28 protein-coding genes are annotated in these 26,710 nt (G+C 69.8%); 14 read left to right on the forward strand and 14 right to left on the reverse strand.

Features of this window, described 5'->3' with window-relative positions; genetic code table 11:
* Positions 1-14: 14 nt before the first annotated feature.
* From EXW95_RS04050 to EXW95_RS04090, 9 genes are all read right to left on the reverse strand, one after another.
* Complete coding sequence (locus tag EXW95_RS04050; protein WP_174366374.1) at positions 15-599, reverse strand: hypothetical protein; 585 nt, start codon at positions 597-599, stop codon at positions 15-17.
* Positions 599-1,387, reverse strand: a complete 789-nt coding sequence (locus tag EXW95_RS04055; RefSeq protein WP_174366375.1) for an ABC transporter permease — start codon at positions 1,385-1,387, stop codon at positions 599-601. The genes EXW95_RS04050 and EXW95_RS04055 overlap by 1 nt, the downstream gene beginning before the upstream one ends.
* A gap of 142 nt (positions 1,388-1,529) precedes the next feature.
* The gene (locus tag EXW95_RS04060) at positions 1,530-2,279 is read right to left on the reverse strand and encodes an ABC-2 family transporter protein (protein ID WP_160979621.1); all 750 of its coding nucleotides are present in this window, start codon (positions 2,277-2,279) and stop codon (positions 1,530-1,532) included.
* Between the two features lie 50 nt (positions 2,280-2,329).
* On the reverse strand, positions 2,330-3,364 hold the full coding sequence (locus tag EXW95_RS04065; protein WP_174366376.1) for an ATP-binding cassette domain-containing protein: 1,035 nt from the start codon (positions 3,362-3,364) through the stop codon (positions 2,330-2,332).
* 132 nt (positions 3,365-3,496) lie between these two features.
* Positions 3,497-4,180: a ribose 5-phosphate isomerase A gene (rpiA, locus tag EXW95_RS04070; protein WP_174366377.1), complete on the reverse strand. Its 684-nt coding sequence runs from the start codon at positions 4,178-4,180 to the stop codon at positions 3,497-3,499.
* Complete coding sequence (locus EXW95_RS04075) at positions 4,180-4,677, reverse strand: peroxiredoxin (RefSeq protein WP_174366378.1); 498 nt, start codon at positions 4,675-4,677, stop codon at positions 4,180-4,182. The genes rpiA and EXW95_RS04075 overlap by 1 nt, the downstream gene beginning before the upstream one ends.
* Before the next feature lie 135 nt (positions 4,678-4,812).
* Complete coding sequence (locus tag EXW95_RS04080) at positions 4,813-5,373, reverse strand: DUF402 domain-containing protein (RefSeq protein ID WP_174366379.1); 561 nt, start codon at positions 5,371-5,373, stop codon at positions 4,813-4,815.
* 163 nt (positions 5,374-5,536) lie between these two features.
* Positions 5,537-6,109: a phosphoribosylglycinamide formyltransferase gene (locus tag EXW95_RS04085; protein ID WP_174366380.1), complete on the reverse strand. Its 573-nt coding sequence runs from the start codon at positions 6,107-6,109 to the stop codon at positions 5,537-5,539.
* The gene (locus tag EXW95_RS04090; protein WP_174366381.1) at positions 6,106-7,476 is read right to left on the reverse strand and encodes a dipeptidase; all 1,371 of its coding nucleotides are present in this window, start codon (positions 7,474-7,476) and stop codon (positions 6,106-6,108) included. The genes EXW95_RS04085 and EXW95_RS04090 overlap by 4 nt, the downstream gene beginning before the upstream one ends.
* 172 nt (positions 7,477-7,648) lie before the next feature.
* Here EXW95_RS04090 and hspR point away from each other — a divergent pair, with 172 nt between their 5' ends.
* From hspR to EXW95_RS04115, 5 genes are all read left to right on the forward strand, one after another.
* The gene (gene hspR / locus EXW95_RS04095) at positions 7,649-8,365 is read left to right on the forward strand and encodes a heat shock protein transcriptional repressor HspR, fused homodimer type (protein WP_174366382.1); all 717 of its coding nucleotides are present in this window, start codon (positions 7,649-7,651) and stop codon (positions 8,363-8,365) included.
* Between the two features lie 231 nt (positions 8,366-8,596).
* Entirely contained in the window at positions 8,597-9,436 is an 840-nt protein-coding gene (locus tag EXW95_RS04100; protein ID WP_174366383.1) for a metallophosphoesterase, read from the forward strand.
* Positions 9,437-9,811: 375 nt separating this feature from the next.
* Positions 9,812-11,386 (forward strand): ABC transporter ATP-binding protein, encoded by a 1,575-nt coding sequence (locus EXW95_RS04105; RefSeq protein ID WP_174366384.1) that lies wholly within the window; start codon positions 9,812-9,814, stop codon positions 11,384-11,386.
* 11 nt (positions 11,387-11,397) lie between these two features.
* On the forward strand, positions 11,398-12,438 hold the full coding sequence (locus EXW95_RS04110; RefSeq protein ID WP_174366385.1) for an ABC transporter permease: 1,041 nt from the start codon (positions 11,398-11,400) through the stop codon (positions 12,436-12,438).
* A 30-nt stretch (positions 12,439-12,468) separates the two neighbouring features.
* The gene (locus EXW95_RS04115) at positions 12,469-13,362 is read left to right on the forward strand and encodes an ABC transporter permease (RefSeq protein ID WP_174366386.1); all 894 of its coding nucleotides are present in this window, start codon (positions 12,469-12,471) and stop codon (positions 13,360-13,362) included.
* 87 nt (positions 13,363-13,449) lie between these two features.
* Here the strand turns inward: EXW95_RS04115 and EXW95_RS04120 are convergent, their stop codons facing one another.
* From EXW95_RS04120 to EXW95_RS04140, 5 genes are all read right to left on the reverse strand, one after another.
* The gene (locus tag EXW95_RS04120) at positions 13,450-13,827 is read right to left on the reverse strand and encodes a hypothetical protein (protein ID WP_174366387.1); all 378 of its coding nucleotides are present in this window, start codon (positions 13,825-13,827) and stop codon (positions 13,450-13,452) included.
* Positions 13,828-13,885: 58 nt separating this feature from the next.
* Positions 13,886-14,419 carry a redoxin family protein gene (locus EXW95_RS04125; protein ID WP_174366388.1) on the reverse strand — a complete coding sequence of 178 codons (534 nt, stop codon included), beginning with the start codon at positions 14,417-14,419 and terminating at the stop codon, positions 13,886-13,888.
* A 78-nt stretch (positions 14,420-14,497) separates the two neighbouring features.
* A complete protein-coding gene (locus EXW95_RS04130; RefSeq protein WP_174366389.1) occupies positions 14,498-15,352 on the reverse strand; it encodes a metallophosphoesterase in 855 nt (284 codons plus the stop codon).
* 267 nt (positions 15,353-15,619) lie between these two features.
* On the reverse strand, positions 15,620-16,912 hold the full coding sequence (locus EXW95_RS04135; protein ID WP_254605492.1) for an ABC transporter permease subunit: 1,293 nt from the start codon (positions 16,910-16,912) through the stop codon (positions 15,620-15,622).
* Positions 16,902-17,651: an ATP-binding cassette domain-containing protein gene (locus EXW95_RS04140; RefSeq protein WP_174368807.1), complete on the reverse strand. Its 750-nt coding sequence runs from the start codon at positions 17,649-17,651 to the stop codon at positions 16,902-16,904. Before EXW95_RS04140 ends, EXW95_RS04135 begins: the two co-directional genes overlap by 11 nt.
* A 468-nt stretch (positions 17,652-18,119) precedes the next feature.
* On the opposite strand from EXW95_RS04140, the gene EXW95_RS04145 reads away from it, so the two are divergent.
* From EXW95_RS04145 to nrdE, 9 genes are all read left to right on the forward strand, one after another.
* The gene (locus EXW95_RS04145) at positions 18,120-18,629 is read left to right on the forward strand and encodes a transcriptional regulator (protein WP_174366390.1); all 510 of its coding nucleotides are present in this window, start codon (positions 18,120-18,122) and stop codon (positions 18,627-18,629) included.
* Between the two features lie 115 nt (positions 18,630-18,744).
* Positions 18,745-19,074: a cyclic-di-AMP receptor gene (locus EXW95_RS04150; protein WP_174366391.1), complete on the forward strand. Its 330-nt coding sequence runs from the start codon at positions 18,745-18,747 to the stop codon at positions 19,072-19,074.
* Between the two features lie 53 nt (positions 19,075-19,127).
* A complete protein-coding gene (locus EXW95_RS04155) occupies positions 19,128-19,541 on the forward strand; it encodes a hypothetical protein (protein ID WP_174366392.1) in 414 nt (137 codons plus the stop codon).
* A 222-nt stretch (positions 19,542-19,763) separates the two neighbouring features.
* Positions 19,764-20,840: a uroporphyrinogen decarboxylase gene (hemE, locus tag EXW95_RS04160; RefSeq protein ID WP_371809902.1), complete on the forward strand. Its 1,077-nt coding sequence runs from the start codon at positions 19,764-19,766 to the stop codon at positions 20,838-20,840.
* A 72-nt stretch (positions 20,841-20,912) separates the two neighbouring features.
* Complete coding sequence (gene hemH / locus EXW95_RS04165) at positions 20,913-21,869, forward strand: ferrochelatase (protein ID WP_174366393.1); 957 nt, start codon at positions 20,913-20,915, stop codon at positions 21,867-21,869.
* Positions 21,866-23,248, forward strand: a complete 1,383-nt coding sequence (gene hemG / locus EXW95_RS04170; RefSeq protein ID WP_174366394.1) for a protoporphyrinogen oxidase — start codon at positions 21,866-21,868, stop codon at positions 23,246-23,248. The genes hemH and hemG overlap by 4 nt, the downstream gene beginning before the upstream one ends.
* Positions 23,249-23,704: 456 nt before the next feature.
* Complete coding sequence (locus EXW95_RS04175) at positions 23,705-24,133, forward strand: acyl-CoA thioesterase (RefSeq protein WP_046844698.1); 429 nt, start codon at positions 23,705-23,707, stop codon at positions 24,131-24,133.
* Positions 24,130-24,573, forward strand: coding sequence for a class Ib ribonucleoside-diphosphate reductase assembly flavoprotein NrdI (locus EXW95_RS04180; RefSeq protein WP_174366395.1), 444 nt, complete (start codon positions 24,130-24,132; stop codon positions 24,571-24,573). The genes EXW95_RS04175 and EXW95_RS04180 overlap by 4 nt, the downstream gene beginning before the upstream one ends.
* Complete coding sequence (nrdE, locus tag EXW95_RS04185; protein ID WP_174366396.1) at positions 24,552-26,639, forward strand: class 1b ribonucleoside-diphosphate reductase subunit alpha; 2,088 nt, start codon at positions 24,552-24,554, stop codon at positions 26,637-26,639. The genes EXW95_RS04180 and nrdE overlap by 22 nt, the downstream gene beginning before the upstream one ends.
* The last annotated feature ends 71 nt before the right edge of the window (positions 26,640-26,710 follow it).

Genomic DNA, 26,710 nt, shown 5'->3' on the forward strand with positions numbered 1-26,710 from the left:
CCTCAGACCCGCGTTCAGCGCCGCGCCTGCCAGCGCGCGTGCGCCTGCGCCGCCTGCGTCCCGGCGAGCGCCCAGAACGCGGTTTCGAGGTCGTGCAGCCCATCGGCCGTCACCCCGCTGCGGGTGGGCTGCCGGTAGGGGGTCGCCTCCAGCCGCACGAGGAGCGTCCGGTGAGTCCCGAGGGCGAGGCTGCGCTCGGCGGCGAGCAGCACCTCCGCCTCGTGTGCGGTGCGGGCCGCCGTCACGAGCGCCGCGTACGCGCCGGACAGCTCCTGCAAGGCCCGGACGTCCGGCGCGTACACCCATGGGCCGGACTCGCCCAGCAGGGCCAGGAAGCCCGTCCACTCGGCGCGCAGCACCGCCGGGACGACCTCCCGCGCGGGGGTGTCGGGGGCGAGCCAGGGACGCACGCCCAGCAGGTCAGGGCGCAACCAGCGTTCGCCCGCGAATTCCGCCCCGGCCCGCGCCGCCTCGCTGGGCCCGCCGATGTCTCGCAGTTCCGCCAGATGCGCCAGCCGCGCCCGCGCGCCCTCCGGCAGGGGCTGTGAACGGGGGCGCGGCAGGCCCAGCGCCGCCCAGCGGGACAGGGGGTCCTTCATCAGCTGCTCGCGCTGGTGTAACTCGCGACCGCGTACCGCCAGAACAGGCGGGTGCCCAGGAACAGCGCCGCCGCGATCAGCGGGGACGCCAGCGCCAGCCCCCCGCCCAGCGCGCCCGTCAGCGCCTGCGCGGGCACCGTCGTGATGAACGCCACGGGCAGCACGAACGTCAGCACGAACCGCACCGGCACCGGAAACGCCGCCACCGGGAAGCGCGCCGCGCCGAACACCCCGCTGAACAGCTCCGTGACGTTCTGCGTCTTCACGAACCAGAACGCCGTCGTGCTCAGGCCCAGGTAGATGCAGTACACGATCACCACCGCCGACCCGTACAGCACCGCTGCCGCCAGCGCCCCGCCCGACGTGACCTCCAGCCCGGACGCCGCGTACCCGATCAATCCCAGCCCAATCAGCAGGTCCGGGAAGCGCAGCACGTTCAGGTTCCGGGTACTCACGTTGAACTGCGCGTCGATGGGCTTCAGCAACGTGAAATCCATGTTCCCGGTCCGCACCGCCTCCGCGATCTTCGACATGTTCGGCTGGATGAACACACTGATCACCCCCTCGGTCAGCATGAAGAAGCCCGTCACCAGCAGTGCCTCCCGGAACGACCAGCCGCCCACCTGCGTCACGCCCGGCTGCCCGAACAGAACGCTGATGCCGAGCAACGCCACCCCCACCTCACCCAGACTCGCCAGCACCGCACCCAGGAAGTTCGCCCGGTACTCCAGCTGCGCCGACAGGGTCGCCCCCACGAAGATGCGCACCAGCCGCAGGTACCGCCTCACGGGGCCCTCCGGGCGGGTTGATAGGTGATGGGTGAGAGGTGATGGAAGGCCACCCCCTCCCAGCCTCCCCCCTGAAGGGGGAGGAGTAGATCGGACAGCGGACCACTTTCAACCATCAACGTTCGACCTTCAACGGCCCCAATCATGCGCCGACCGCGCCGTATTTGCGGAGGCCGACGCGCCAGACGATGAGGCGCACCACCCAGAACACCGCGAGCCACACGAGGAGAACCAGCGCGCCGCGCCCGGCCTGCGCCAGCGTGGCCTTCCCGGCCAGGAGTTGCGCGGGGAGGCCCAGCATGTACGGGAACGGCGTCCAGACGGCGACGCGCTGCACCCACTCCGGGTAGAAGGCCAGGGGCGCGAACATGCCGCCCAGCGCGGCGTACACCAGCCACACGACCTCCTGGAAGGACGCGCTGCTCTCGGTCCAGAAGGCCAGCAGGCCGATCGCGTACTCGTACAGGAACCGCACGCTGAAGCCCAGCGCCGCCAGCCCCAGCGCGGCCGGGTACGCCCACCACTCGCGGGTGAAGGACGCGCCGGACAGCCACGTGAACACGCCCACCATGACCAGCAGCGGCACGATCCGAACCAGCCGCTCGGCGACGTGCGACGCGACGTGCAGCCACATGGGGTCCACCGGGCGCAGCAGCTGCGGCGACAGCGTCCCCTGCCGGATCTGGAAGTCCAGTTCGTGCGACACCCACACCACCAGCAGCTGCGACACCAGCCACGTGGACAGGAAGTACGTGGCGAACTCCGGCGCGCTGTACCCGCGGATCTGCCCGCCGGGCGCGGCGGCCGCCTGCGCCATCCACACCAGCATCATGACCAGGGACAGCGTGCCCGACAGCATCCAGATGACGACCTCGGCGCGGTACTCGGCCATCTCCGCGAAGCGCGTGGCGAACAGCACCCGCGCCTTGAACGCCAGCGCCCTCACACGGGCTCCGGGGTGCGTTCCGGCTGCGCGGCCCGCGCGCCGAACAGGGACGCCATCACGCTCTCGATACTCGGGTCCTCCACCGTCAGGTCCGCCACGTCCAGTTCCGCCAGCAGCGCCGCCGCCCGTTCACTGACCAGCGCACGAGGCACCGTCAGTTCGGCGCTCAGGCCGTCCACGCGCACCTCCGACCCGAAGCGGCCCAGCTCCTCGGGCGTCGCGGGGCGGCGCAGTTGCAGGCGCACGGTCTTCCCGCCGCCGCCCTGCTCGGCCAGGCGCGCCAGGTCCCCGTCGAACACCACCTCACCCCGGTCGATCACCAGGATGCGGCGGGCCAGGGCCGTCACGTCCGCCATGTAATGACTCGTGAGCATCACCGTCGCCCCGTACCGCGCGTTGTAGTCCTGCACGAACGCCCGCACCGACTCCTGCATGTTCACGTCCAGCCCGATCGTCGGCTCATCCAGGAACAGCACCTTCGGGCGGTGCAGCAGCGCCGCCGCCAGCTCGCACTTCATCCGCTCGCCCAGCGACAGCTTCCGCACCTGCTTCTTCAGGATGCCCTCCAGACCCAGCACCTCCGTGAACTCCGCCATCGTCGCCCGGAACTGCGCGTCCGGAATCTCGTAGATCGCCTGATTCACCAAGAACGAATCCAGCGCCGGCAGGTCCCAGATCAGCTGCTGCTTCTGCCCCATCACCAGCGTGATCTGCCGCAGGAACGCGTTCTCCCGCCGCCCCGGCTCGAAGCCCGCCACGCGCACCTCGCCGCCCGACGGGTGCAGCAGGCCCGACAGCATCTTCAGCGTCGTGGTCTTCCCCGCCCCGTTCGGCCCCAGGAACCCCACCACCTCGCCCGGCGCGAGATCGAACGACACGCCGCGCACCGCCTCCACCACGCGCGACTTGCGGCTCACGAACGACCGCAGGCTCCCCAGGAATCCCGGTTCCTTCTCATGCACCACGTACCCCTTGCGCAGGTCACGCACCCGCACCGCCGCGTCCCCCACCCCACCCCGATCGCCCGTCATGATCACCCAGGGTACGCCAGCACCCAAACGCACGCCACCCGCTACGCCAGAACGCGTAACGGGCAGGCAGGACTTCACCCCCTCCCAGCCTCCCCCCTCAAGGGGGAGGAGCGTAAGGAGGCGACGTGGCTTTCAGCGGGGCGTCAGTTCGGTCACGCCGTTCGGGGCGGCCACGAAGGCCCGCTCGGCCATACCCAGGAACAGCCCGGTGTCCACGACGCCCAGCGTGCCCTTCAGCTGGCGTTCCAGCGCCGCGATGTCCGTCCCGGCGGGAATCTGCGCGTCGAAGATGTAATTCCCGTTGTCCGTCACGTACGGCTGCGCGCCGGGCTGCCGCAACCGCCCCGCCGGGAGGATGGCGCGCAGGCGCTCGATGGTGCTCAGGAACCCGAAACGGGCGATCTCGATGGGCAGCGCCGACTTCTCGCCGATGTGCTCCACCAGTTTCGTGTGGTCCGCGATCACGATGAAACGCCGCGCCTGCACTTCGGTCAGCTTCTCGCGCAGCAGCGCCCCACCCAGCCCCTTGATCAGGTCGAGGTTCGGCGCGATCTCGTCCGCACCGTCAATCGCGATATCCAGCGGACGCGGGTCGAGCGGCTCCACGGGAATGCCCACCTGCCGGGCCAGCACGTCACTCGCCTCGCTGGTCGCCACGCCCACCACGCCCGTCAGTTCACCCGCCGCGAGTTTCCGGCCGATCTCCTCGATGGCGTACTTCGCGGTGCTGCCCGTCCCCAGGCCCACCCGGTCCCCACTCTTCACGAGGGCCACGGCGCGCAGGGCCGCCTCGTGCTTCAACGCCTCCAGATCCATCACTTCACACCCTTCGCCGCGCGATCCTTCTCGATGGCGGCCGCCACGTGATCCGCGTGACCGTCCACCTTCACCGCCAGCCACGACTTCACCAACCGACCATCCGGGCCGATCAGGAACGTCTGCCGCTTGATGCCCTCCGTCACCTTCCCGTACATGTTCTTCGTCCCGTACGACCCGATGGAGCGCAGGAACGCCGCGCCCGGATCACTCAGCAGCGGGAACGGCAGGCTGAACTTCTCCGCGAACCGCGCGTGACTGTCCGCGTCATCCGCACTCACACCCAGAATCGCCGCGCCATGCTCACGCAGCAGCGCGTTGTCCCGGAAATCACACGCCTCCCGCGTGCACCCCGGCGTGTCGTCCTTCGGGTACACGTACAGCACCACGTACCGCCCCGCGAAATCCGCCAGCGAATGCGCCTGCCCCGCCGCGTCCAACAACGTGAACGCCGGGAACGCCTCCCCCACCACCGGAACCTGCACCGAATCACTCATGCGCCCAGCCTAGCGCGCCCCAGCAGGAGCCTGTCCAGCCCGCACGGGTGTCACGGGGCTGGCGACACAAAGACCCAGCGAAAGAGCTGCCGCGCTCCGCAGGTCTGGCGGGCGCGGCGGGTCAGGGAAACGGGGTCAGGTGTACGGGTCTTCCAGGTAGCGTTTCAGGACGTGTACGGGTGGGTAGGTGCCCGCCTGGAGTTGCGCTTCGACGTGGCGGGCGTGTGTCCAGGTGGCGTCGGCCTGGGCGGGCGTGATGAGGCCCTGGGTGACGGCTTCGTCGAGCTCGTCCCCGTCGATGATCGCGGTGGCGGCGACCGTCCAGGGGTCGTGTTCGGCGGGGTGGCCGATCACGTCGAGGTACAGGTCGTCGTGCCAGGGGTGCCCGCTGTCGTGCCAGCCTTCGCCGCCGTGCAGGTCGATGTAGTACTGCACGGGTCGCCCGGTAGGGTCGAGTTGCATGGTCAGGGAGCTGCCGGGCGTGCCGTCCCCGGTGGTGGGGTGGGCGCGCACCCAGCGGTACCCGCTGTCCAGGACGCGGCGCAGGCCGTCCCGGCCGGGGATGGGCACGTCGAGGGGCCGGATGACGTCGTGCGCGACGAAGTCCACGATGATGTGTCCGGGGACGTGCAGGACGGTCTGGGTGTGCCGGGTGACGCGCGCCCAGCCGCTCAGGTCGAAGACTTTCCGTTTCATGCCCCTCCGTATCAGCTTCCTGAAATGGTTCTGCCTGCAGTTCAGCTTGAGCGTCTTCCGTGGTCCCCTCTCCCCTTGTGGGAGAGGGAAGGACTCGCAGAGCTGCGCAGCAGAGGCGCGGAGCGCCGGAAGGGTGAGGGGGCGAGGTGAAGCCTCCCCCGTCCTACGCGAGGCTGCGGACGGCGCGCAGCATGAGGTCGCCTTCGGTGGCCTGCACGCGGGCCTTGAGGCTGTGGAGGTCGTCGCCGGGGTGGACGGGCACGCGGGCCTGCGCGAGGATGGGCCCCTCGTCGATGCCGGCGGTGACGAGGTGGACGGTGGCGCCGCTCTCGGGGTCGCCGCTGGCGAGGACGCTCTCGTGGACACGGTCGCCGTACATGCCGCGTCCGCCGTGGCGGGGCAGGAGGCTGGGGTGGATGTTCACGAGGCGGCCCGCGAAGTGCGCCAGGACGCGGGGGCCGATCTCGCGCATGTACCCGCTGAGGACGAGGGTGTCCGCGCCCGCGCGGACGAGGACGTCGAGGATGGCGGCGTCGAGGTCGTCCGGGTCGGGGTATCTGGCGCTGCTGAGGTGCGCGACTGCCAGGCCCGCGTCGCGTGCCCAGGCGAGGGCCGGGGAGCGGCTGTTGTTGCTGACCAGGGCGACCGGGGTGGCGTTCAGGTCGCCTGCGCGGCAGGCCTCGACGAGGTGCCGCGCGGCGCTGCCGCCGTGCGAGGCGAGGAAGCCGAGGTTCATTCGGCGGGGTTCGCGCCGAGTTCCTGCAGCAGGTAGGCGCTGGTGAGGATGCCGTTGTGGTAGTCGCTGACGGCGAAGCTCTCGTTGGGGCTGTGGGGGGCGTCCTCGTTCAGGCCGAGGTCCACGAACAGAACGGGGGCGTGCAGCAGGTCGTTAAACGCGGCGACGATGGGGATGCTCCCGCCGGTGCGGGCGAACACGGCTTCACGGCCGAAGACGCGCTTGAGGGCGCGGTTCGCGGCGAGGTTGTAGGGGCTGTTCAGGTCGAACTTGAAGGGGCGGCCGCCGTGGTGCGGGTGGACGACGGCGGTGGTCCCTGCGGGCGCGAGGGTGGGTACGTAGTCGGTAATGAGCTGCGTGATGCGTTCAGGGTTCTGTCCGGGGACGAGGCGCATGCTGACCTTCGCGCCGGCCTTGGCGGCGATGACGGTCTTGCTGCCTTCGCCCTGGTAGCCGCCCCAGATGCCGTTCACGTCGAGGGTGGGGCGGCCCCACAGGCGTTCCAGGGTGGTGTACCCGGCCTCGCCGGGCAGGGCGGGCACGCCGATGCTGGCGGCGAATTCGGCGTCGCTGTGGGGCAGGTCGGCCCACATCTGGCGTTCGGTGTCGGTCAGGTCGTCGATGCCGTCGTAGAAGCCGGGGATGGTGACGCGGCCCTGGTCGTCCTTGAGGCGCGTGATGATTTCCGCCAGCGCGTTGATGGGGTTGGGCGCGGCGCCGCCGTAGCTGCCGCTGTGAAGGTCGCGGTTGGCGCCCTGGACGTGAATCTCGACGTAGCTGAGGCCGCGCACGCCGTAGGTGATGGTGGGCACGTCGGGCGCGAAGCGGCTCCCGTCGCTGATGACGATCACGTCGGCCTTCAGTTCTTCGGCATGGTCGCGCAGGTACGGTTCGAGGTTAGGGCTGCCGATCTCCTCCTCGCCCTCCAGCAGGAATTTCACGTTCACGGGCAGTTCGCCCTGCGCGAGCAGCAGTTCCACGCCCTTCACGTGAGCGTAGGCCTGTCCCTTGTCGTCGGTGCTGCCGCGCGCGTAGATGCGCCCGTCTCGGATGGTCGGCTCGAAGGGCGGCGTGACCCACTCTTCCAGGGGTGCCTCGGGCTGCACGTCGTAGTGCCCATAGATCAGGACGGTGGGTTTGCCGGGGGCGTTCAGGCGTTCGGCGTACACGACGGGGTGACCGGCGGTCGGGTCGATGCGGGCCGTGAAGTCCAGATCCGCGAGTTTGGCGCGCAGGAACTCGGCGGTGGCGGCCATGTCGGCCGTGCGGGTCGGATCGGCGCTGACGGAGGGGATGCGCAGCAGGTCGAACAGTTCCTCGTTGGCCTGCTCGCGGTTCAGGGCGGCACTCAGGTCGGGCGTGGTCATGGGGGGATGATACGGGCTGACAGGCGCGGGGCGTCCGGGATGGACGGCTGGGGTGCCTGTGTCCTGCCGCGCCTTCCCCACATCCGCCTGCCCACCTCCCACTGCCCACTCCCCACAACCCACTTCCCATTCCGGTGCAGAAACACTGCTTCCCGTATACTCAAGGGAAGGTATGCCCAGCGACGCGAAAAACCGGCCCGTGTATGTGATTTCCGTGGCGGCGGAACTGGTGGACATGCATCCCCAGACGCTGCGCCTGTATGAACGCAAGGGCCTGATCCGTCCGGGGCGCAGCAGCGGCAAGACGCGCCTGTACAGTGAACGTGACATCGAGCACCTCCGCGAGATCCGCCGCCTGACGCAGGAACTCGGCGTGAACCTCGCGGGCGTCGAGGAGGTCATGCGGCTGCAGCACGAGCTGGACGACATGCAGGGTGAGTTCGAGGCGGAGATCGAACGCATCGAGTCCGAGTTGCGGGAGCAGGCGCAGCGGCCCGAGGCGCTGCCGGGCGTGGACGGCCGTATCGATCCGCGTGACCGGCCGGTGTACGTGATCAGCATCGCGGCGGAACTGGTGGACATGCACCCGCAGACGCTGCGCCTGTACGAACGCAAGCAGCTGATCCGTCCGGGCCGCAGCAGCGGCAAGACGCGGCTGTACAGCGAGCGTGACATCGAGCACCTGCGCGAGATCCGCCGCCTGACGCAGGAACTCGGCGTGAACCTCGCCGGGGTCGAGGAGATCATGCGGCTGCGCCATCAACTGGATTCCACGCGCGCCGGTCTGGAAAGCAACGTGCGGCGCATTCAGGAGGACATCACGGAGCGCATGACGAAGTGGCGCACCCTCCCGCAGGGCGAGCAGGAGGCCGGTGCGGACGGGGACTGAGGTGGGTTCCGTCTGTTCCGCCCGCAGATCGGAACACCACCGATCCGTCAACTCCACGCCCGGAACCCGCTTCTCGCCTGCTCGGGTTGAACGTTTCTGCAAACCGTTCAACCGGAATCTGCAGGAGGTGAGGTGCGCTGGTCATCCCCCCAGACGTGAGGGCGTCCGGCACCGTATCCTGCGCGGCGTGTCACGTGCCTCCTGCCCTTCCGCTGTCCGCCCGGTGACCTCATGAGGCCCCTGTGGGTCGTGGGGGACGTTCACGGCGCGTACGACAAGCTGCGGGCCATGCTGCTGCGCGCGGGCCTGATCGATTTCGACGGGTCGTGGACGGCCGGGGACACGCACCTGGTGTTCCTGGGCGATTACCTGGACCGTGGGCCGAACGGGCTGGAGGTCATCCGGTTGATCCGCAGCCTGGAGGTGCAGGCGCCGGAGGTCGGCGGGCAGGTGACGGCACTGCTGGGCAATCACGAGGTGATGTTCCTGGCGTCGCTGGTGTTCCGGCACGCGGACCCGCACGACCGGATGGGCTTCCGGGAGTACTGGCTGGAGAACGGCGGGCAGCCGCGTGACGCGGACCTGCTCGAACCGAGCGATCTGGCGTGGCTCTCCAGTCGTCCGGCGATGGCGGCGTCGCACGGGTGGCTGCTGGTGCACGCGGACAGCATGATGTACCTGCGGCTGGGTGACAGCGTGGAGGGCGTGAATGCCGAGGTCGCGCGGATTCTGGGCAATCCCGATCCGGACGAGTGGGGGCTGTTCCTGAACTGGTTCACGGAACGCATGGCGTTCTCGCTGGGCGAGGGTGAGGCGAAGGCCCGCCGGACCCTGTCGGTGTTCGGCGGGGAGCGGATCGTGCACGGGCACACGCCGGTGTACGTGCTGCTGGACGAGGCGCTGCACGGGCCGACGCTGGGGGCGGGCGCGCCGATTCCGTACGCGAACCGGGTGTGCGTGGCGATGGACAGCGGCATGGCGTACCGCGAGGACGCGGGCTTCATCGCGCGCCTGAACCAGCACGGCATCGCGGAGGTCGTGTCGTTCCCCAGCGGCGGAGCCATGTACTGACACGGACTCCGGTTGAAAGGTTTGCAAAAACTTTCAACCCGAGCGGACCCGCAGAGCTGCGCAGCAGAGCGAGCAGGAGAAACACGGGTTCCGGGCGTGGAGTTGGCAACCCGCTGCGGTTCCGGGTTGTCAACGAAACAGACGGAATCCGTATGAGCCAGTGTCCGTGACGTTCCGACGCGCGTGGTGGGCGGTGTGCGGCGGGTGGGGGCCGAGGAGGTCGTGAGCCGCGCGGCCCGCCGGGGGGCTGGTTTCGCCTGTTTGGGTGGGGGGCGGTGTGTCCGGGTCGGGGTCGGGTAGGCTGTCGGGACGCCGGTTAAAGGTTCCGTGAAGGGACCGGCTGGGCAGGTGCCCGCCCCGGTGAAAGGATGGACTGTGGACCGAACCCATGAATCTGCCGGGCCGCCCGCGTTGCGGCTGAGCGGCATCACGAAACGTTTTCCGGGGGTCGTGGCGAACGACGCGGTGGACCTGACCGTCCACGCGGGCGAGGTGCTGGCCCTGCTGGGCGAGAACGGCGCGGGGAAAAGCACCCTGATCTCGATCCTGTACGGCCTGTACCAGCCGGACGAGGGCGCGGTGGAACTGGACGGCCGGGCGGTGCGGATCGGCAGTCCGGCGCAGGCGCTGCGGCTCGGGATCGGGCTGGTGCCGCAGCATCCGCTGCTGGTGTCGCGGCATTCGGTGGCCGAGAATCTGGCGCTGGGCGGCGCGGGTGGGTTGTTCCCGGCGCGGCGCGTGGCGGGCCGGGTGCGGGACCTCTCGGCGCGATACGGGCTGGAGGTGGACCCGGAGGCGCGCGTGTCGGACCTGTCGCCGGGCGAGAAGCAGCGCGTGGAGATCGTGCGGGCGCTGCTGGGCGGCGCGCGGGTCCTGATTCTGGACGAGCCGACGAGCGTGCTGACCCCGCAGGAGGCCGACGGGCTGTTCCGCGTGATGCGCGAGCTGAAGGCGGACGGGCGCAGCCTGATCTTCATCTCTCACAAGCTCGACGAGGTGCTGGCGGTGGCGGACCGCGTGACGGTGCTGCGCCGGGGCAAGGTCGTGGGCGGCGTGCCCACGCTGGGCGCGACCCGTGAGAGCCTCGCGGAGCTGATGGTGGGCCGCAGCGTGGACTTTACCCGCAAGCGCGCGGACGGCCCCGGCCCGGAGGCGGGCGCCCTGCTGAGCGTAAGTGACCTGAGCGCACACGGGTCGCGCGGCCTGCCAGCCCTGCGCGGCGTGAGCTTCGAACTGCGCCGCGGCGAGGTGCTCGGCGTGGCCGGGATTGCCGGGAACGGGCAGAGCGAACTGGTCGAGGTCCTGGCCGGGCTGCACGAGGCGACGGGCACGGTCACGCTGGACGGGCAGCCGCTGAGCGGGGACGCCGCCGGGCGCTTCCGTTCGGGCGTGGCGCACATCCCGGAGGACCGCATTCACAGCGGCACGGTGCCGACGATGACGGTCGCGGAGAACCTCGCGCTGCGGGACTTCGCGCGGGCGCCGCTGGCGCGCGGGCTGGCGCGGGACCTGGGCGCCACCGATGACCGCGCGCGGCGCGAGGTCGAGGCGTACGCGGTCGCCACGCCGGGCATTCACACGCCCACGCGGCTGCTGTCGGGCGGGAACATCCAGAAGCTGATCCTGGCGCGCGAACTGGCCGGGCAGCCGAAACTGATCCTGGCGGTGCACCCCACGTACGGGCTGGATATCGGCGCGACCGATCAGGTGCACCGGGTGCTGCTGGACCGCACGGCGCAGGGGGCGGGCGTGCTGCTGGTCAGCGAGGATCTGGATGAACTGCTGAGCCTGTCGGACCGCGTGGCGGTCATGGTGGGCGGCTCGCTGCTGGGGCCGTTCCCTGTGTCCGGGGTCACGCGCGAGTCGCTGGGTCTGCTGATGGGCGGCGCGCACCCGCACAGCATTCCCGGCGCGGATCAGGGACCGACTCAGAATGGGGTGATGGCGTGAGGTTCGTGGCGATGACGGCCCCCTCGGCGGCGCGCACGGCGCTCGTCACGGTGGCGTCGGTGGTGGCAGCGCTGCTGATCTGCGCGCTGATCTTCGTGTTCGCCGGGCAGTCCCCGGCGGCGGTGTACGGCACGATGCTGCGCGGCACGCTGGGCGACCCGACCGGTCTGGCCGAGGTGGGGCGGCGCACCATTCCGCTGCTCCTGATCGGGGCGGGGCTGGCGCTGGCGTTCCGCGCGCAGTTCTTCAACATCGGCGCGGAGGGCCAGCTGCTGCTCGGCGCAGTGTTCGCGGCGGGCACGGCGCTGTTCCTGCCCGTTCCGGGCGCGCTGCTGATCCCGGCGGTGTTCGTGGCGGGCTTCGTCGGCGGGGGCCTGTGGGCGCTCGTGGCGGCGGCGCTGCGACGCGTGAACGTCAATGAGATCCTCTCCACCCTGATGCTGAATTACATCGCGGTGGCGCTGGTCACGTACCTGATCGCCGGGCCGTGGAAGGGCAAGGACGTGCGCGGGTACATCTACACCGATAATTTCCCGCAGGGAGCGTGGCTGCCCACGGTCAGCGGCACGCAGGTGCACTGGCCGACGCTGCTGCTGGGCGTGGCGCTGGCGCTGGGCCTGCAGTGGCTCCTGACCCGCTCGACCTTCGGGTACGCGCTGCGCGTCGTCGGCGAGAACCCCGGCGCGGCGCACTACGCGGGCCTCAGCTCCGCGCGGGTCGCCACGCTGGTCGCCCTCCTCACCGGGGGGCTGGCCGGACTGGCGGGCGCGGGCGAGGTGGCGGGCATCCACCACCGCCTCCTGGAAGCCAGTCAGATCAGCCTGGGGTACGGCTTCACGGCCGTGATCGTCGCGTGGCTGGCGCGTGGGAACCCGGCGCTGTGCCTGATCACCGCGCCGCTGATGGGCGTGATCCTGGCGGGCGGGGACCTGCTGAAGATCGACCTGAACCTCCCGTTCCGCGTGGTGGACATCTTCAGCGGCGTGATCCTGCTGTGCCTGATCGCCTCCGAGGTGTTCGTCCGCCACCGCGTCCAGTGGGGCCGCGCGTGAGCCGTCCCCTCTCCCCCACCGAGGTCCTACATGGATAGCATTGTCATCGAGGCGCTCGTGCGCGCCCTGGCGGTCGGAACGCCGCTGCTGCTCGCGTGCCTGGGCGCGATCCTGAACGAACGCGCCGGGGTCGTGAACCTGGGCGTGGAGGGCCTGATGGCCGTCGGGGCACTCGCCGCGTTCGCGGTGGCCTCGAAGAGTCCGGACGCGAACCTGTGGGCAGCAGTCGGTGCGGCCATGCTGGCAGGCGCGGCCCTCTCACTGCTGCACGCCTTCGCGACCGTCACGCTGCGCGCCAACCAGTTCGTCAGCGGCCTCGCCCTGGCATTGATCGGCACGGGCGCGGCGGGCCTGCTCGGCAAGAAGTTCGAGGGACTGCCCCTCTTCAACAAGGTGCCCGACTGGACGCTGGGCAGCTTCACGATCAGTCCGTTCACGGTCGCCGCGCTGCTCCTGGCGGGCCTGCTGGCCTTCTGGCTGAACGCCACCAGGGGCGGCCTGACCCTGCGCTCGGTCGGGGAGAACCCGGCGGCGGCGGACGTGCTGGGCGTGAACGTCGGCCTGACCCGCGTGCTGGCCGTGCTGGGCGGCGGCGCGCTGGCCGGACTGGCGGGCGCGTTCCTGGCCCTGTCCTACCGCTCGTCGTGGGCGGACAACATGACGAACGGCCTGGGCTGGATCGCCGTGGCACTCGTGATCTTCGTCGGCTGGCGGCCCCTGCGCGCCATCGCCGGGGCGCTGTTCTTCGGGTTCCTGTACTACCTGCAGTTCCGCCTGCAGGGCAACAGCAACGTCCCCACCGAGGTGTTCAGCGCCATGCCGTTCATCCTCGTGCTCGTCGTGCTGGCCCTGGCCGGCGTGCGCGGGCAGGCCGGGGACGCCCCCGCCGCACTGGGCCGCGCATACGTGCGCGGCGAACGGTGACCGGGAGAGTGGGTTGTAGGACGTAGGAAGTGGGTTGTGGGAGAGGTCCGGCGCCTGAGCGTGCAGGGCAGGGTCATGGGGGCGGGGTCATCGCGGCGGGGTGACCGGCATCACCACAGGGACGGTCGCTCCGGGCTTCAGGGTCACGCGGCGGGCCTGTTCCTGCACGGTGCAGAGGCCGTCGCGGCGATCGCACAGGAACAGGCGGGCGTGGACGGTCACCAGGCCTCGCACCCCGGCAGGCAGGCGCACCGAGAGGGGCCGCGCGGCCCGGAACGTGTCCGGACTGGCGGGATCGGGCACGCCGGACAGCGGGAACGCCCACCGCTTCTGTCCCGCCTGCACGGTGATCCGCGACTCACCGCGCGCATTCAGGCCCACGTCCGGCGGCAGGCGCACACTGACCGTCAGCGCCGGGACGGGCGACGCACTCAGGACGACGGCGAGCAGCCGGGCGGGAATCATGCGGTTCTCTGAACGCGCCCAGCGTCACCCGACCCTGCCGATGACTCCTGAAAGCCGCTCACTTCTCAGCCAGTAGCACACGGAGTCGGGCCTCCAGCACAGGAATCGCCTGTGGAAAGCGCGAGCTGATCTCGCCCCGATGCGTGAACCGCACGCGGCCCTGACGGTCGATCAGCAGGAACGTCGGCCACGCCCGTATGCCCCAGGCGCGCCAGTTCCGCAACGCGTTGTCCTGCACGACCGGCCACGTCACCCCGTCCTGTTTCAGCGCGGCCCGGACGCTGTCGGTGGGTTTGTCCGACTCGAATTCCGGGGTGTGCACACCGATGATCTCCAGGCCCTGCGCGCGGTACTGCCCGGACCAGCGTTGCAGGGTGGGCAGACTGTTGTGGCAGTTGATGCACGAGTACACCCAGAAGTTCACGAGCACCACCCGGCCCCTCAGGCCCGCCAGGGTCAGGGGCGCGGAGGTGTTCAGCCAGGGGCCGCCGGTCAGTTCCGGTGGCGGCCGCCCGGTGGTCACGGCCTGCGCAGGCGGCGAGGCGAGCAGGCTGACGGCAAGCAACGTGGTCAGGGTGGTCAGTCGGTGCATGGGCCCTCCAGAGACGCGGGGCGCGCGTCACTTCCGGTACGGACCGGAAGCGACTGGGGTTCACGCACGCTGGTGGGATCAGACCGGTTGGAGGTCCGGATGCAGGCTCAGGAAGTCGGTCCAGCTGGCGTCGGTGCGGGGGATGCCGTGGTCTTCCGTCCAGGTCCAGTAGGGGGTGTAGAGGCTGCGGGCGGTGATGATCTCGTCCCGGAAGATGCGGGCGCTCAGGCCGGTGTCGAGCAGGCCGCTGGTCTGGAAGCGGCGCAGGATTCCGCTGCGGTCGTACGGCACGGCGCGCAGGGTGGCCTGCCACCCGCCGGGGTGCGCGTCGAGCAGCAGGTACTGCGCGCGGGGGTCGCCCGTGGCCGGGGAACCGACGGCGCCGGTGTTCAGGATCAGCGTGCCGCCGTGGTCGTGCTGCACGGGCCGGTGGATGTGCGAGCCGATCAGCGCGCCGTACCGGGTGCCGTCCGGCGCGGCGCTCAGGGCGTCCAGCCGGGCGGGGTCGCTGCGGTCGCTGAGGCTCTCGCGGTAGTGGTCGCGGGTGCCGTGCGCGATCTGCACGGGCGGCAGTCCCGGTTCGTGCAGGTCCAGGGTCATGGGCCAGTCGGCAGGAGCGTGCAGCAGGCCCGCGCGGTCCAGTTGCGTGGCGCTCCAGTCGGTCGCGCCCCAGAACGGGTCGGCATACCAGTCGGCGGGCAGGACGTCGCTGCGGGCGTGCCACAGGCGCAGCAGGTCGTCGTGGTTCCCCAGCGTGAAGGTCACGTCGTCGCGGTCCAGCAGGGTCTGGAGGACCTGCGCGGAGTCCGGGCCGCGGTTGACGACGTCGCCGTTCACGATCAGCCGTTCGGCGCCCTGGTCGTGGGCATCGCGCAGCGCGGCGTCCAGCGCGTCGGCGTTCCCGTGAATGTCGGCCAGGACAGCGATCCTCATCGCGCGGCATTCTAGTGCCGGGTGGGCCGCGTCACTGGAAGACGCGGCCCACTGTGCCCAGTAATACGGGATGAAATTGACTTGCTTTCACCTTGATCGCCTTCCATTATCCCCTCGCCCCCTGTGGGACTCGGAGAGCTGCGGAGCAGAGAGGGAGGGACTCGCAGAGCGGCGCAGCTGAGGAGCGGAGCGACGGAAGGGTGAGGGGGCCACCGGGTGACCCTGTCTGGTTTGGAATCAATTGAGTAGCGCATAGGACATGCGGTTTCAGTTGCGGAAGATGACTTCCTCGCGGCCGAAGGACCGCAGGGCCAGCAGGCTGAACAGCGCGGTTCCGGCGAGGTTCCCGGCGACGGCCAGTGCGGCGTGGGCGGGTTCGCCGGTGCCCTTGACGGTGTCGAGGATGGAGAGCATCCCGCCGATGAGTGGCGTGGCGTACAGGGCGGCGCTGGCATTCAGGAAGTCCGCGAACTGCAGGGTCACGGCGGGCAGCACGACGAGCAGGTTGATGGGCGCGACGTACGTCTGAGCTTCCTTGAAGCTGCGGGCGTAGATGCCGATCAGGATGAGCAGGCTGCTGATGAGCAGCGCGGTGGTCAGCGCGATGCCCAGCACGGTGAGCAGCGAGGTGGGGGTCAGGCTGAGCTGGCCGCCCATCGCCTGCGTGAACGTGGCGACGTGGCCGGGATTGGCGGTCTGGTAGGCGCGCATGATGACGCTGCTCAGGAGGAATCCGGCGACGCTGAACGCGGCGCTGGTCAGGGCGGTGGTGGCGGTGGCGATGAGTTTCCCGGTGACGACCTCGGCGCGGCGGACGGGCGCCACGAGGAGGCTTTCCAGGGTGCCTCGTTCCTTCTCGCCTGCGGTGGCGTCCAGGGCGGTGGCCAGGGCGCCCGCGAGGATGAACTGCATCATCAGCATGGGGATCAGGAAGGCCAGTTGCCCGCTGCGTTGCTCCTGGGCGCTGCTGGCGTCCACCGGCTGGATGCGGACGGGTTCGAGGGTGTCCGCGCCGAGGCCCAGCGTGCCCAGGCGGGCGGTGGCGAGCTGGCGGTTGTAGCCGTCCACGACGTCCTGCACCTTGCCGAACGCGCCGCTGCGGGCGCGGAGGTTGCTGAGTTTCGCGTACAGCTTCAGGGTCCCGGTGCCGTCCCCGGCGCGGGCGGGCAGCGGGGCGGCGGCCTGGATGGCGGCCTCGACGGTGCCGTCCTGCACGGCCTTCAGCGGGTCCGTGACGGGAACCAGGGTCACGCCGGCGCGGGTGACGGTGCCGTCGGGGAGCTTCTCGTCGGTGGTCAGGGCGCGGCGCAGGCCCTCGGGCAGGGTGCCGACGACGCCCAGTTGCTGCCGCGCCTGCTGCTGCCCGCCGATCAGGTTCCCCATCAGCAGGGGCAGGCCCAGCGTGAACAGCGGGATGAGGATCAGCGGCATGAGGATGGTGGCGCTCAGGGTGCGGCGGTCACGCAGGGTGGTCAGGAGGTCGCGTGCGGCGATCTGCCAGACCATGCCGGGGCGCAGGCCGCCGCGCCGGGCGGTACCAGTGGGGCGTTCAGCGGGCATGGCGGGCCTCCACGGGGGCAGATTCCGGGCGGACGAGGGTGAAGAAGGCGCGTTCCAGGCTGCTCGCGCCCGTGCGGGCCAGCACGTCGGGGATGGTGCCGACGTTCAGGAGCTGCCCCTCGTGCAGGATGGCGACGCGGTCGCAGACTTCCTCGACCTCGCTCATGACGTGGGTGGAGTACACGGTCAGGCGGCCCGGCGCGCGGGTGGCGTGCACGAAGTCCAGCAGGGTGCGCCGCGCGAAGATGTCCAGGCCGCTGGCCGCCTCGTCGAGGATCAGGACGGGCGGGTCGTGGATGACGGCGCGGGCGATCACGACCTTCTGCTTCATGCCGGTCGAGTACTCCCCGGCGCGGACGTCCAGCGTGCGGCCCAGTTCCAGCCGGTCGTCGAGTTCCGTGATGCGCGCGTCGGCCTGGGCGCGGGTCATGCCGTACAGCGTGGCGAAGGAGCGCAGGACCTCGCGGCCCGTGAGGCGCGCGGGGAGGCCCATGCCGCCGTTCACGACGCCGACCGCGCGCCTCACTCCTTCCGGATCGTGGTGGATGTCGTGCCCGCCGACCACGGCGGTGCCGGAGGTCGGTTCGAGCAGCGTGGCGAGGATGCGCAGCAGGGTGGTCTTCCCGGCGCCGTTCGGGCCGAGCAGGCCGAAGACCTCGCCGCTGTGGGCCTGCAGGGTGACGCCGCGCAGTGCCTGGTAGGCGCGGTAGGACTTGGTGACGTTCTGAATGTCGAGCATGGAGTGAGGGTCGGGCATGCGTCTCCTGTGTGCCCCCATCTGGGGGCGTGATGGTGCATACGCCACGTCAGGGTCAACCGTTCCCCCGGTCGCCTGGGCCGCGCGCCTGAATCGATCCAGCCGGAGCGTGAGACTGGTGTGAATCAGACCAGAAAGGCCCGCCCAAACGCACTTTCCCGTTCAGCGACACAGGACGTGGATGAAAAGCAATCCCCCGTCAGCTCATGCAAGATGAGAGAAAATCTGTAACAATAGGAAAGTTGCGCTACAGGCCGAGTCAGGCCGGAAAGTTGCACTGCGTCCAACATCCTGCGCTCCAGCACCGCACCCCAGTCGCCCCACGCTCAGACCTGACTGATCCACGTCCACCGGACCCAACGCCCCACTGCCGGGCCTGGGCCCGCACCCGACCCGCCACAGTTCCGCACCGCTCACGCCCAGCCGGGCCAGCGGCGCACCGGAGGCAACATGTTCAATCCCCCCACCCTCGAAGACCTGCAGGAAACCCGCCGCGCCAACGAGAAGCTGGTGCTCAAGGCCCTGGAAAGCAAACCCGAATGGGTCGAGACCGAACTGGCCAAGACGACCAGCCTCGCCCTGAGCCACCTGCGCGCCGCGCTGGCCAGCCTGCTCGACCAGGGCCGCGTGCGCCGCCTGCCCGGCACCGGCACCCGCGCCGTGTACGGCCTGGCCGACCCCGGCCTGGCCGACGTGCCCGCCACCCCGCTGACCAGCGACGCCAAGAAGGTCCGCGACTACCTCGAGGGTCGCGCCGACAGCGCCCTGTACATGAGCGACCAGCTGCGCATGACCCGCGAGGACGTCATGTCCGCCCTGAGCCTCCTGAACGCCCACGGCATGATCACCTGCACCTTCGTGGGCAGCCTCGTGATCTTCCGCCTGAAGGAAACCCAGGCGCTCGGCCAGGAAACCGCCGCGCCCGAGAAGACCACGGGCCGCAAGAAAGCCGTCGCCTGAACGAACCCGCACCCCCTGCCCCCGCTCCGGCGGGGGTTTTTCATTGCGCGGGCCGACCCGAGCTGGCTGACCCGGCTGACGGAACCTTCACCGGCGGTCTGGTATCCTGCCGGGCATGAAACTCGTGCTGGCTGTGATTCAGGACGCGGACGCGACCGCCCTGGTCCGCGTGCTGTCCCAGAACGCCTTCGAGGTCACGAAACTCGCCAGCACCGGCGGCTTCCTGCGCGAGGGCAACACCACCCTGATGATCGGCGTGTCCGACGAACGCCTCGACGAACTCAAGAGGCACGTGCAGCGCACCTGCCGCACCCGCACCCGCCTCGTCGCGCCCAGCGTCCCGATGGGCGAGCAGAACGAGGGCCTCGTGAACGACCCGGTCGAGGTGCCCGTCGGCGGCGCCGTGATGTTCGTGATGGGCGTGCAGGAATTCGTGAAGGTCTGAGCGGGTCAGGGCGTGCGGGCCGGAGGCTGGGCGAGGTCGTCCCCTCCGGCCCCTTGCCATTCCTGCCGGGTGGGATCTGGCGGGCGGCCCTGTACACGGCAGGCAGCGTTCTCTTCTTCCTGGCGACGCTGCTGGTCCTGCGGGCCGGGGAGGCGTTCCGGCTGAGCGAGGCGTGGTTCAGCCCGCAGGCCCTGTGGCGGAATCTGGAGGCCACCGGGCCTGACTTCGTCCGACTGGGAGTCCTGACCCTGCTGCCCGCCGCGCTACTCGGTGGACTGGGAGGCACGGGAGCCGCCCGGCACGGCGTCGCGGCGCTGGTGACGGTGGTGCTGCTGGCGGGGTGGTCGGCCGTGGGTGTGGGGACTCTGACGCTGCTGCCCCTGGCACTGGCTGGGATAGCGCTGACCGCCCTGATCGGCAGTGGTCGGCGTGCGGTGCGACGACATAGGGCATGGGTGCGTGCCTGACTGGCGTGACGGGTACGGTCTGCGCGGGCGTCACCCAGGAGAATATGACCGCCACGCCCTCCGGCACGCACTGACCGACCGGTTGGTCCGGGATGATTGACTGGGAGGCTCTCCGCTAGAGTACCGGGCGCTGCCCCACCCGACGCCGTTCCGGTGCGGCTTTCTCCCCCACTCGTCCTGCGCCCGCGCGGCGCTCCCCACCCCTGCAAGGAGCCTTTCACTGTGACCCGACCCAGCACCCCCGTCCTGACCCCTGATCCCACCAACCGCGACTCCGCGTTCCTGAAGACCATGCGCGGCGAGGCCGCCCCGCACACCCCGGTGTGGTTCATGCGGCAGGCCGGACGGTACATGCCCGAGTACCGCGCGCTGCGTGCCGGGCGCAGCATGCTGGAATGCATCCGCACACCGGAACTGGCCGCCGAGATCACCCTGCAGCCCATCAAGGCCATGCCGATGGACGCCGCGATCCTCTTCAACGACATCCTGACGCCGCTGCCCGTCATGGGCCTGGACCTGGACTTCGTGGGGGGCGTCGGCCCGCAGATCAGCAACCGCATCGAGACGCCCTTCGACGTGGACCGCCTGGGCGTACCCGCCGCCGCCGAGGTCATGCCGTACACCGCCGAGTCGATCAAGCTCGTGCGGCAGGAACTCGACCCGCGCGGCGTGCCGCTGATCGGCTTCGTGGGCGCGCCGTTCACGCTCGCCAGCTACGCCATCGAGGGCAAGGGCAGCCGCAACTACGAGCGCACCAAGCGCTTCATGTACGGCGAGCCCGCCGCGTGGCACCGCCTGATGGACAAGTTCGAGACGATCCTCGCGGACTACCTCGCCGAGCAGGTCAAGGCGGGCGCGCAGGCCGTGCAGATCTTCGACTCGTGGGTGGGCGCGCTGAGCATCTACGACTACGTCACGTACGTGAAGCCCGCCACGGGCCGCCTGATCGAACGCACCAAGAAACTGGGCGTGCCCGTCATCTACTTCGGGACGAGCACCCACCACCTCCTGCCCGAGATGTCCTCGCTGGGCAGCGACGTCATGGGCATCGACTGGCGCACGCCCCTGAACGACGCGTGGAAACTCATCCAGCCCGGGCAGGGCGTGCAGGGGAACCTCGACCCGCTGCTGCTGCAGGGCCCCTGGCGTGAACTGAAGCACCAGACCGACCGCATCCTGGCCGAGGTGGACGGCCGCCCCGGGCACATCTTCAACGTGGGGCACGGCCTGCTGCCCGAGACGCCCGTGGACATGGTCCGCCGCCTCGTGGACTACGTGCACGAGCAGACCGCGAAGTAACCCCCGAGCACGGCGAGCAGCGATTGCACTGGACCCCACCCCGATTCCCCCCTGTGACCTGAGAGGAGCGACATGACCGATTCAACCCACCAAGGAGCGCCGCTGGGCGTGCTGTTCATGGCCTACGGCGGCCCCGAGAGCCTGGAGGACATGCCCGGGTACCTCGCGGACATCCGCGCCGGGCGCGTGACGACGCAGGCCGTGCTGGACGAGATCACGAACAACTACCGTCAGATCGGCGGGAAGAGCCCCCTGCCGGAATTCACCCGCGCGCAGGTCGAGGCGACCATGCAGGAACTCCAGGCGCGCGTGCAGCGGCCCCTGAAGGCGTACATCGGCATGCGCCACTGGAACCCGTGGATCGAGGACGCCGTGCGCGAGATGCTCGACGACGGCATCACGCAGGCGGTGGCGATCGTGCTGGCCCCGCACTACTCCAGCATGAGCGTCGCGAAGTACCAGAAGAAGATCAAGGCGGGCCTGAGCATGAACCACGGCCATATCGACTTCGAGTTCGTGAACGAGTACCACACGGAAAGCGGGTACGTGACGGCACTCGCCAACCGCGTCCGCGAGGGCATCGCGGCGTTCCCGGAAGGCGAGCGGGACGACGTGCACGTGATCCTCAGCGCGCACAGCCTGCCGGTCCGCATTCTGCGCGAAGGTGACCCGTACGCCGACCAGCTGCACGAGTCCGCGCGCCTGATCGCCGCCGCCGCCGGACTGCGCGACGACCAGTGGTCCTGGAGCTACCAGTCCGCCGGGCGCAGCCCCGAGCCGTGGCTGGGGCCGCAACTCGACGAGCACATGCACGACCTGTCGGGCAAGGGCATCAAGAAGGTCGTCAGCGTGCCGGTCGGCTTCGTGTCCGACCACGTGGAGATCCTGTTCGACATCGACATCGCCGCGCAGGAAACTGCCGCCGAGCTGGGCATGACGCTGGTGCGCCCCCCGGCCCTGAACACCGACCCGCTGTTCATCGGGACGCTCGCCAGCGTGCTGGAACGCAAGGTGGCCGCGCTGTCATGACCGACGCCGCAGTGAAGGACGGCGCAGCCCCGAGTGGTACAGGGGCGGGCGGTGACCTGCCCGTGATCATCGTGGGGGGCGGCATCACCGGCCTGAGCGCCGCCTGGGAACTCCAGACGCGCGGCGTGCCGTTCGTGCTGCTCGAAGCCGGGGATTACCTGGGCGGGAAACTGCACTCCGAACGCACCGAGGACGGCTTCCTCGTCGAGCGGGCCGCGGACGCGTTCATCCTCGGCAAGCCGTACGCGGCGCAGCTGGCGCGCGAGGTGGGCCTGGAAGCTCAGGTGATCCACCCGCGCGAGGACACGAAGAAGATCTACTTCCTGCGCGGCGGCCAGCTCCTGCCGTTTCCACCGAACATGAAGATGTTCGTGCCGCTGGACGACGAATCGTTCCTGCAGAGCGGCGTGCTGTCCCCAGAGGGCCTGTGCCGCTACCTGGACGAGCAGAACGTGCCGCCCAAACCCCCCACCGACGAGGACGAGTCCCTCGCGTCGTTCCTCACGCGGCGGTTCGGGCCGGAAAGCCTGAACTTCATCGTGCCGCTCGCCGCCGGGATCTACGTGGCGAACCCGCTGGAACTCAGCATGAAAGCCGCGTTCCCGCAGTTCCTGAAGATGGAACAGGAGTACGGCAGCGTCATCCGGGGCAGCCGCGCCACGCCCCGCGCCGCCGGGCCGGTCTTCATGTCCTTCCAGGAAGGGACCAGCACCCTGATCCGCGCGCTGCACGAACGCCTGACCGGCGGCGAGATCCGCCTGAACACCCCCGTCCTGCGCGTGCATGAGCACGGCGTGACCCTCGCGGGCGGCGAGGAACTGCGCGGCCGGGCCGTCATCAACACCACCCCCGCCTGGTACGCGGGCGCCATGTACCAGCGGGACTACCCGGAAGCCGCCAGCCTGATCGGGCAGCTGAAGGCGAACAGCAGCGTCGCCGTGGTCCTCGCGTACCGCTCCGAGCAGTTCCCCGGCGACATGCTCCTGCACGGCCTGCAGGTGGACGCCAGCGAGGACACCCTCCTGAAGGCCATCACGGTGCACTCCGCGAAGATGCACGGCCGCGCCCCCGACGGGCACGTCCTGATGCGCGTGTTCTTCAAGGACATCGAACCCGCCACGGCCCGCGTCATGGCTCAGGAAACCGCCGAGCGGCTGTTCGGCGCGCAGGGCGACCCACTCTGGCACGCGTTCGGCGACTGGCGCGGCAAGAACCCCGCGTACGTCGTCGGGCACCTCGACCACATCGCGCGCATCCGCGCCGCGCTGCCCGCGCACCAGCAGATCGCCGGGGCCAGCTACACCGGCGTGGGCGTCCCCGACTGCGTGAACGCCGGACGCACCGCCGCTCGCGCCGTCCTGACCCCCGTCACCGCGTAGACTGAAGCCCACCACGCACCGCTTCCACCCCGGAGGCGGTGCGTTCTGCTGTCATACCAGATGATGTATACCGCACCTGCATTTGACCCGCCTGCATACCGCATGTAGACTCCGGCAGTCGCTGCGCACGCAGCACTTCGCGGGAACAGAGGGAAGTCCGGTCACGCCCCACCAGGGGTTCAGTCCGGCACGGTCGCGCCACGGTTCACAGTCCGAACGCTCGCCCAGCGAAGAGACGCCCACATCACGGCCCCCGCGCAAGGGGCACAAGGCGGTTTTCCCTTGATCACCTGACACCCTCTGCCCCGCTGCCCCTGACCCGGCCCCGCTCTGCCTGCGGCGCACGTTCGGAACACCGCCGAACCTGCACCTCCGTCGCCGCCGGGCCTCCCCGTCTTCCTCTCGCTCCGCTCGGGTTCGTCTGACGACTCACCGGAAGCCCCCCAGAGGTGTTCCATGACCCTGCCCCTGTCCCGTCCCCCGCTGGGCGGCCTTCCGCCCGTGCCGCCGCGTGAAACTCGCGTGACGCACGTCGTCTTCCCCGGCCTGACGAACCATCACGGCACGCTGTTCGGTGGTGAGGCGCTGTCCCTGATGGACTCGGCGGCGTTCATCGCGGCGACCCGGCACTGCCGGAAGAAGGTCGTGACGCGGCACCTGGACGCCATGGAGTTCCGTCATCCGATTCCGCAGGGGTCACTGGTGGAACTCGTGGCGCGCGTGGTGCGGACCGGGCGGACGAGCATGACGGTGCAGGTGGACGTGTTCCGTGAGGACATGTACAGCGAGACGCGGGAACTGGCGTGCGCGGGGACGTTCGCGCTCGTGGCGCTGGGTGAGGACGGGCAGCCTGCGCCCGTGCCCCCTCTGGCGGCAGAGGCGTGAGGTTGGTTTTCGATTCGTTGACGGGGAACGTGCGGCGGTTCGCGACGGCCCTGGCGCGTGAGGCGGGGGGCCTGCCGGTCGGGTCGGTGCGGGACGCGCCGCCCGCGCCGGGCGAGGGGTTCCTGCTGCTGACGTACACGTTCGGGTCGGGGCAGGTGCCGGACAGCACCGCCGCGTTCCTGCGCGAGCACGGCGCGGGCCTGCGGGGCGTGGTGGCGAGCGGCAGTTACCACTGGGGCGAGAACTTCGGGCGGGCGGGCGACCGGATCGCCGCGCAGTTCGGGGTCCCGCTGGTGGCCCGGCTGAACAAGGGCGGGACGGCAGCGGACCGCGCGGCGGTGCTGGCGTGGCTGGCGGGGCAGGGTAAGGAATCGAGCGCAGCGTGGGTGTCGCCCGTGGGGGCGGAAAGGACGAACGAATGGATCCCTGGATTGAACTGAACAACAAGGTGCTCGCGGGCGGCGTGGTGGACACGTCGCATGATCAGGAGGCGCTGCGGGTGTACTTCCGCGAGAAGGTCAACCCGAACACCGTGACCTTCCCCAGCCTGGAGGAGAAGATCGCCACGCTGACCGAGCGGGGCGTGTGGGACCCGGCGGTGTTTGCCCGGTTCCGCCCGTCGGAGGTGCGCGCGGTGTTCGAGCGGGCGTACAGCCTGAACTTCCGCTTCCGGTCGTTCATGGGGGCGTTCAAGTTCTACAGCGAGTACGCGACCATGACCCCGGACCGCAAGCAGTGGCTGGAGCGGTACGAGGACCGCCTGAGCGTCACGGCCCTGGCCCGCAGCGAGTCCCTGCCCGAGGCACTGGAACTCGTGGAGCATCTGGTGAATCAGACGTTCACGCCCGCGACGCCCACCCTGATGAACTCCGGGAAGGCGAACACGGGGCGGCTGGTGAGTTGCTTCCTGCTGCAGGACTGCACGGACAACCTGGATTCGATCACGAAGACGCTGTCGTTCGTGGCGGAACTCAGCAAGGGCGGCGGCGGGATCGGCGTGGAGGTCAGCAACCTGCGTGCGCGCGGCGAGAGTCTGCGCGGCATCCAGAACGTCACGAAGGGCGTCATGGGCGTCGCGAAGATGCTGGACAACATGCTGCGCTACGCGGATCAGGCGGGGCAGCGGCCCGGCGCGGGCGCGATCTACCTGAGCGTCATGCACCCTGACTTCCTGGACACCCTCAGCGCGAAGAAGATCGCGTCCGACGAGGACGCCCGCCTGAAAACCCTGTCCATGGGCGCGACCATCCCGGACATCTTCCTGGAGAAGGCCCGCGCCGGGCAGGACATCTACCAGTTCTACCCGCACTCGCTGTTCCAGGAGACCGGCCGGGAGTTCACCAGCATCGACTGGACCCGCGAGTACGACACGCTGGCCGCGAACCCGCGCCTGCGCAAGAAACTCGTGTCGCCCCGCCGCATCCTGGAGGACATCGCCGTCACGCAGGGCGAGAGCGGCTACCCGTACCTGCTGTTCGAGGGCAACGCGAACCGCGTGAACCCCATCCCGAACGTCGGGACGATCAAGATGAGCAACCTGTGCAGCGAGATCCTGCAACCCACCCTCCCCAGCACCTTCCACGCGTACGGGCAGGAGGAAAAGGATCAGGTGGGCCTGGACGTCAGCTGCAACCTCGCGTCGCTGGTCATCGAGCAGAGCCTCGCGAGCGGCGACCTGGGGCGCGTGGTGCGCTCGGCGGTGAAACTGCTGGACAACGTGGCCCGCTCGACCAGCATCCACGAGGTGCCCGCCGTGAAGCGCGCCAACGAGGAGATGCGCAGCATCGGCCTGGGCGCGATGGGCCTGCACTCGTTCCTGGCGAAGAACGAACTCGTGTACGGCAGCCCCGAGGCGCTGGAGTTCGTGAACGTGTATTTCGCCGCCGTGCACTACCACGCCCGCCGCACCAGCATGCAGGTCGCGCGGGACACCGGCTTCGTGTTCCAGGGCTTCCAGGGCAGCCGCTATCAGAGCGGCGAGCACTTCGCGCAGTACCTGCACGAGGACTTCCTGCCGACCACGCCCGAGGTCGCCGCGCTGTTCGACGGGCACGACCTCCCCACCCGCGCCGACTGGCAGGCGCTCGTGCAGGACATCCAGACGCACGGCCTGGCGCACTCCTTCGTCATGGCCATCGCCCCGACGGGCAGCATCAGCTACGTCAGCAACGCCTCGGCCAGCATCATGCCCATCACCGAACGCGTCGAGACCCGCACGAGCAACAAGGCCCGCACCATCTACCCCATGCCCCACCTGAACGAACTGACCGAATGGTTCTACGAGGAAGCGTACGACATGGACCAGAAACGCGTCATCGACACCGTCGCCGCCGCGCAACGCCACGTCGACCAGGGCATCTCCTGCACGCTGTTCGTGCCCAGCAACGCCAGCACCCGCACCCTGCAACGCTACTACCTCTACGCCTACGCCAGAGGACTGAAAACGCTGTACTACACGCGCCTGCGCAAGGTCAGCATCGACGAGTGCCTGAACTGCGCCATCTGACCGGCGGGCCGCAGGCCCCGAGCAGCGCGAGAAACCGACCCGGCAGCGGCGTGAAGTGGAACGGGCGGGAG

Source organism: Deinococcus sp. JMULE3 (assembly GCF_013337115.1).
In the GTDB taxonomy this organism is placed as follows: Bacteria; Deinococcota; Deinococci; order Deinococcales; family Deinococcaceae; genus Deinococcus.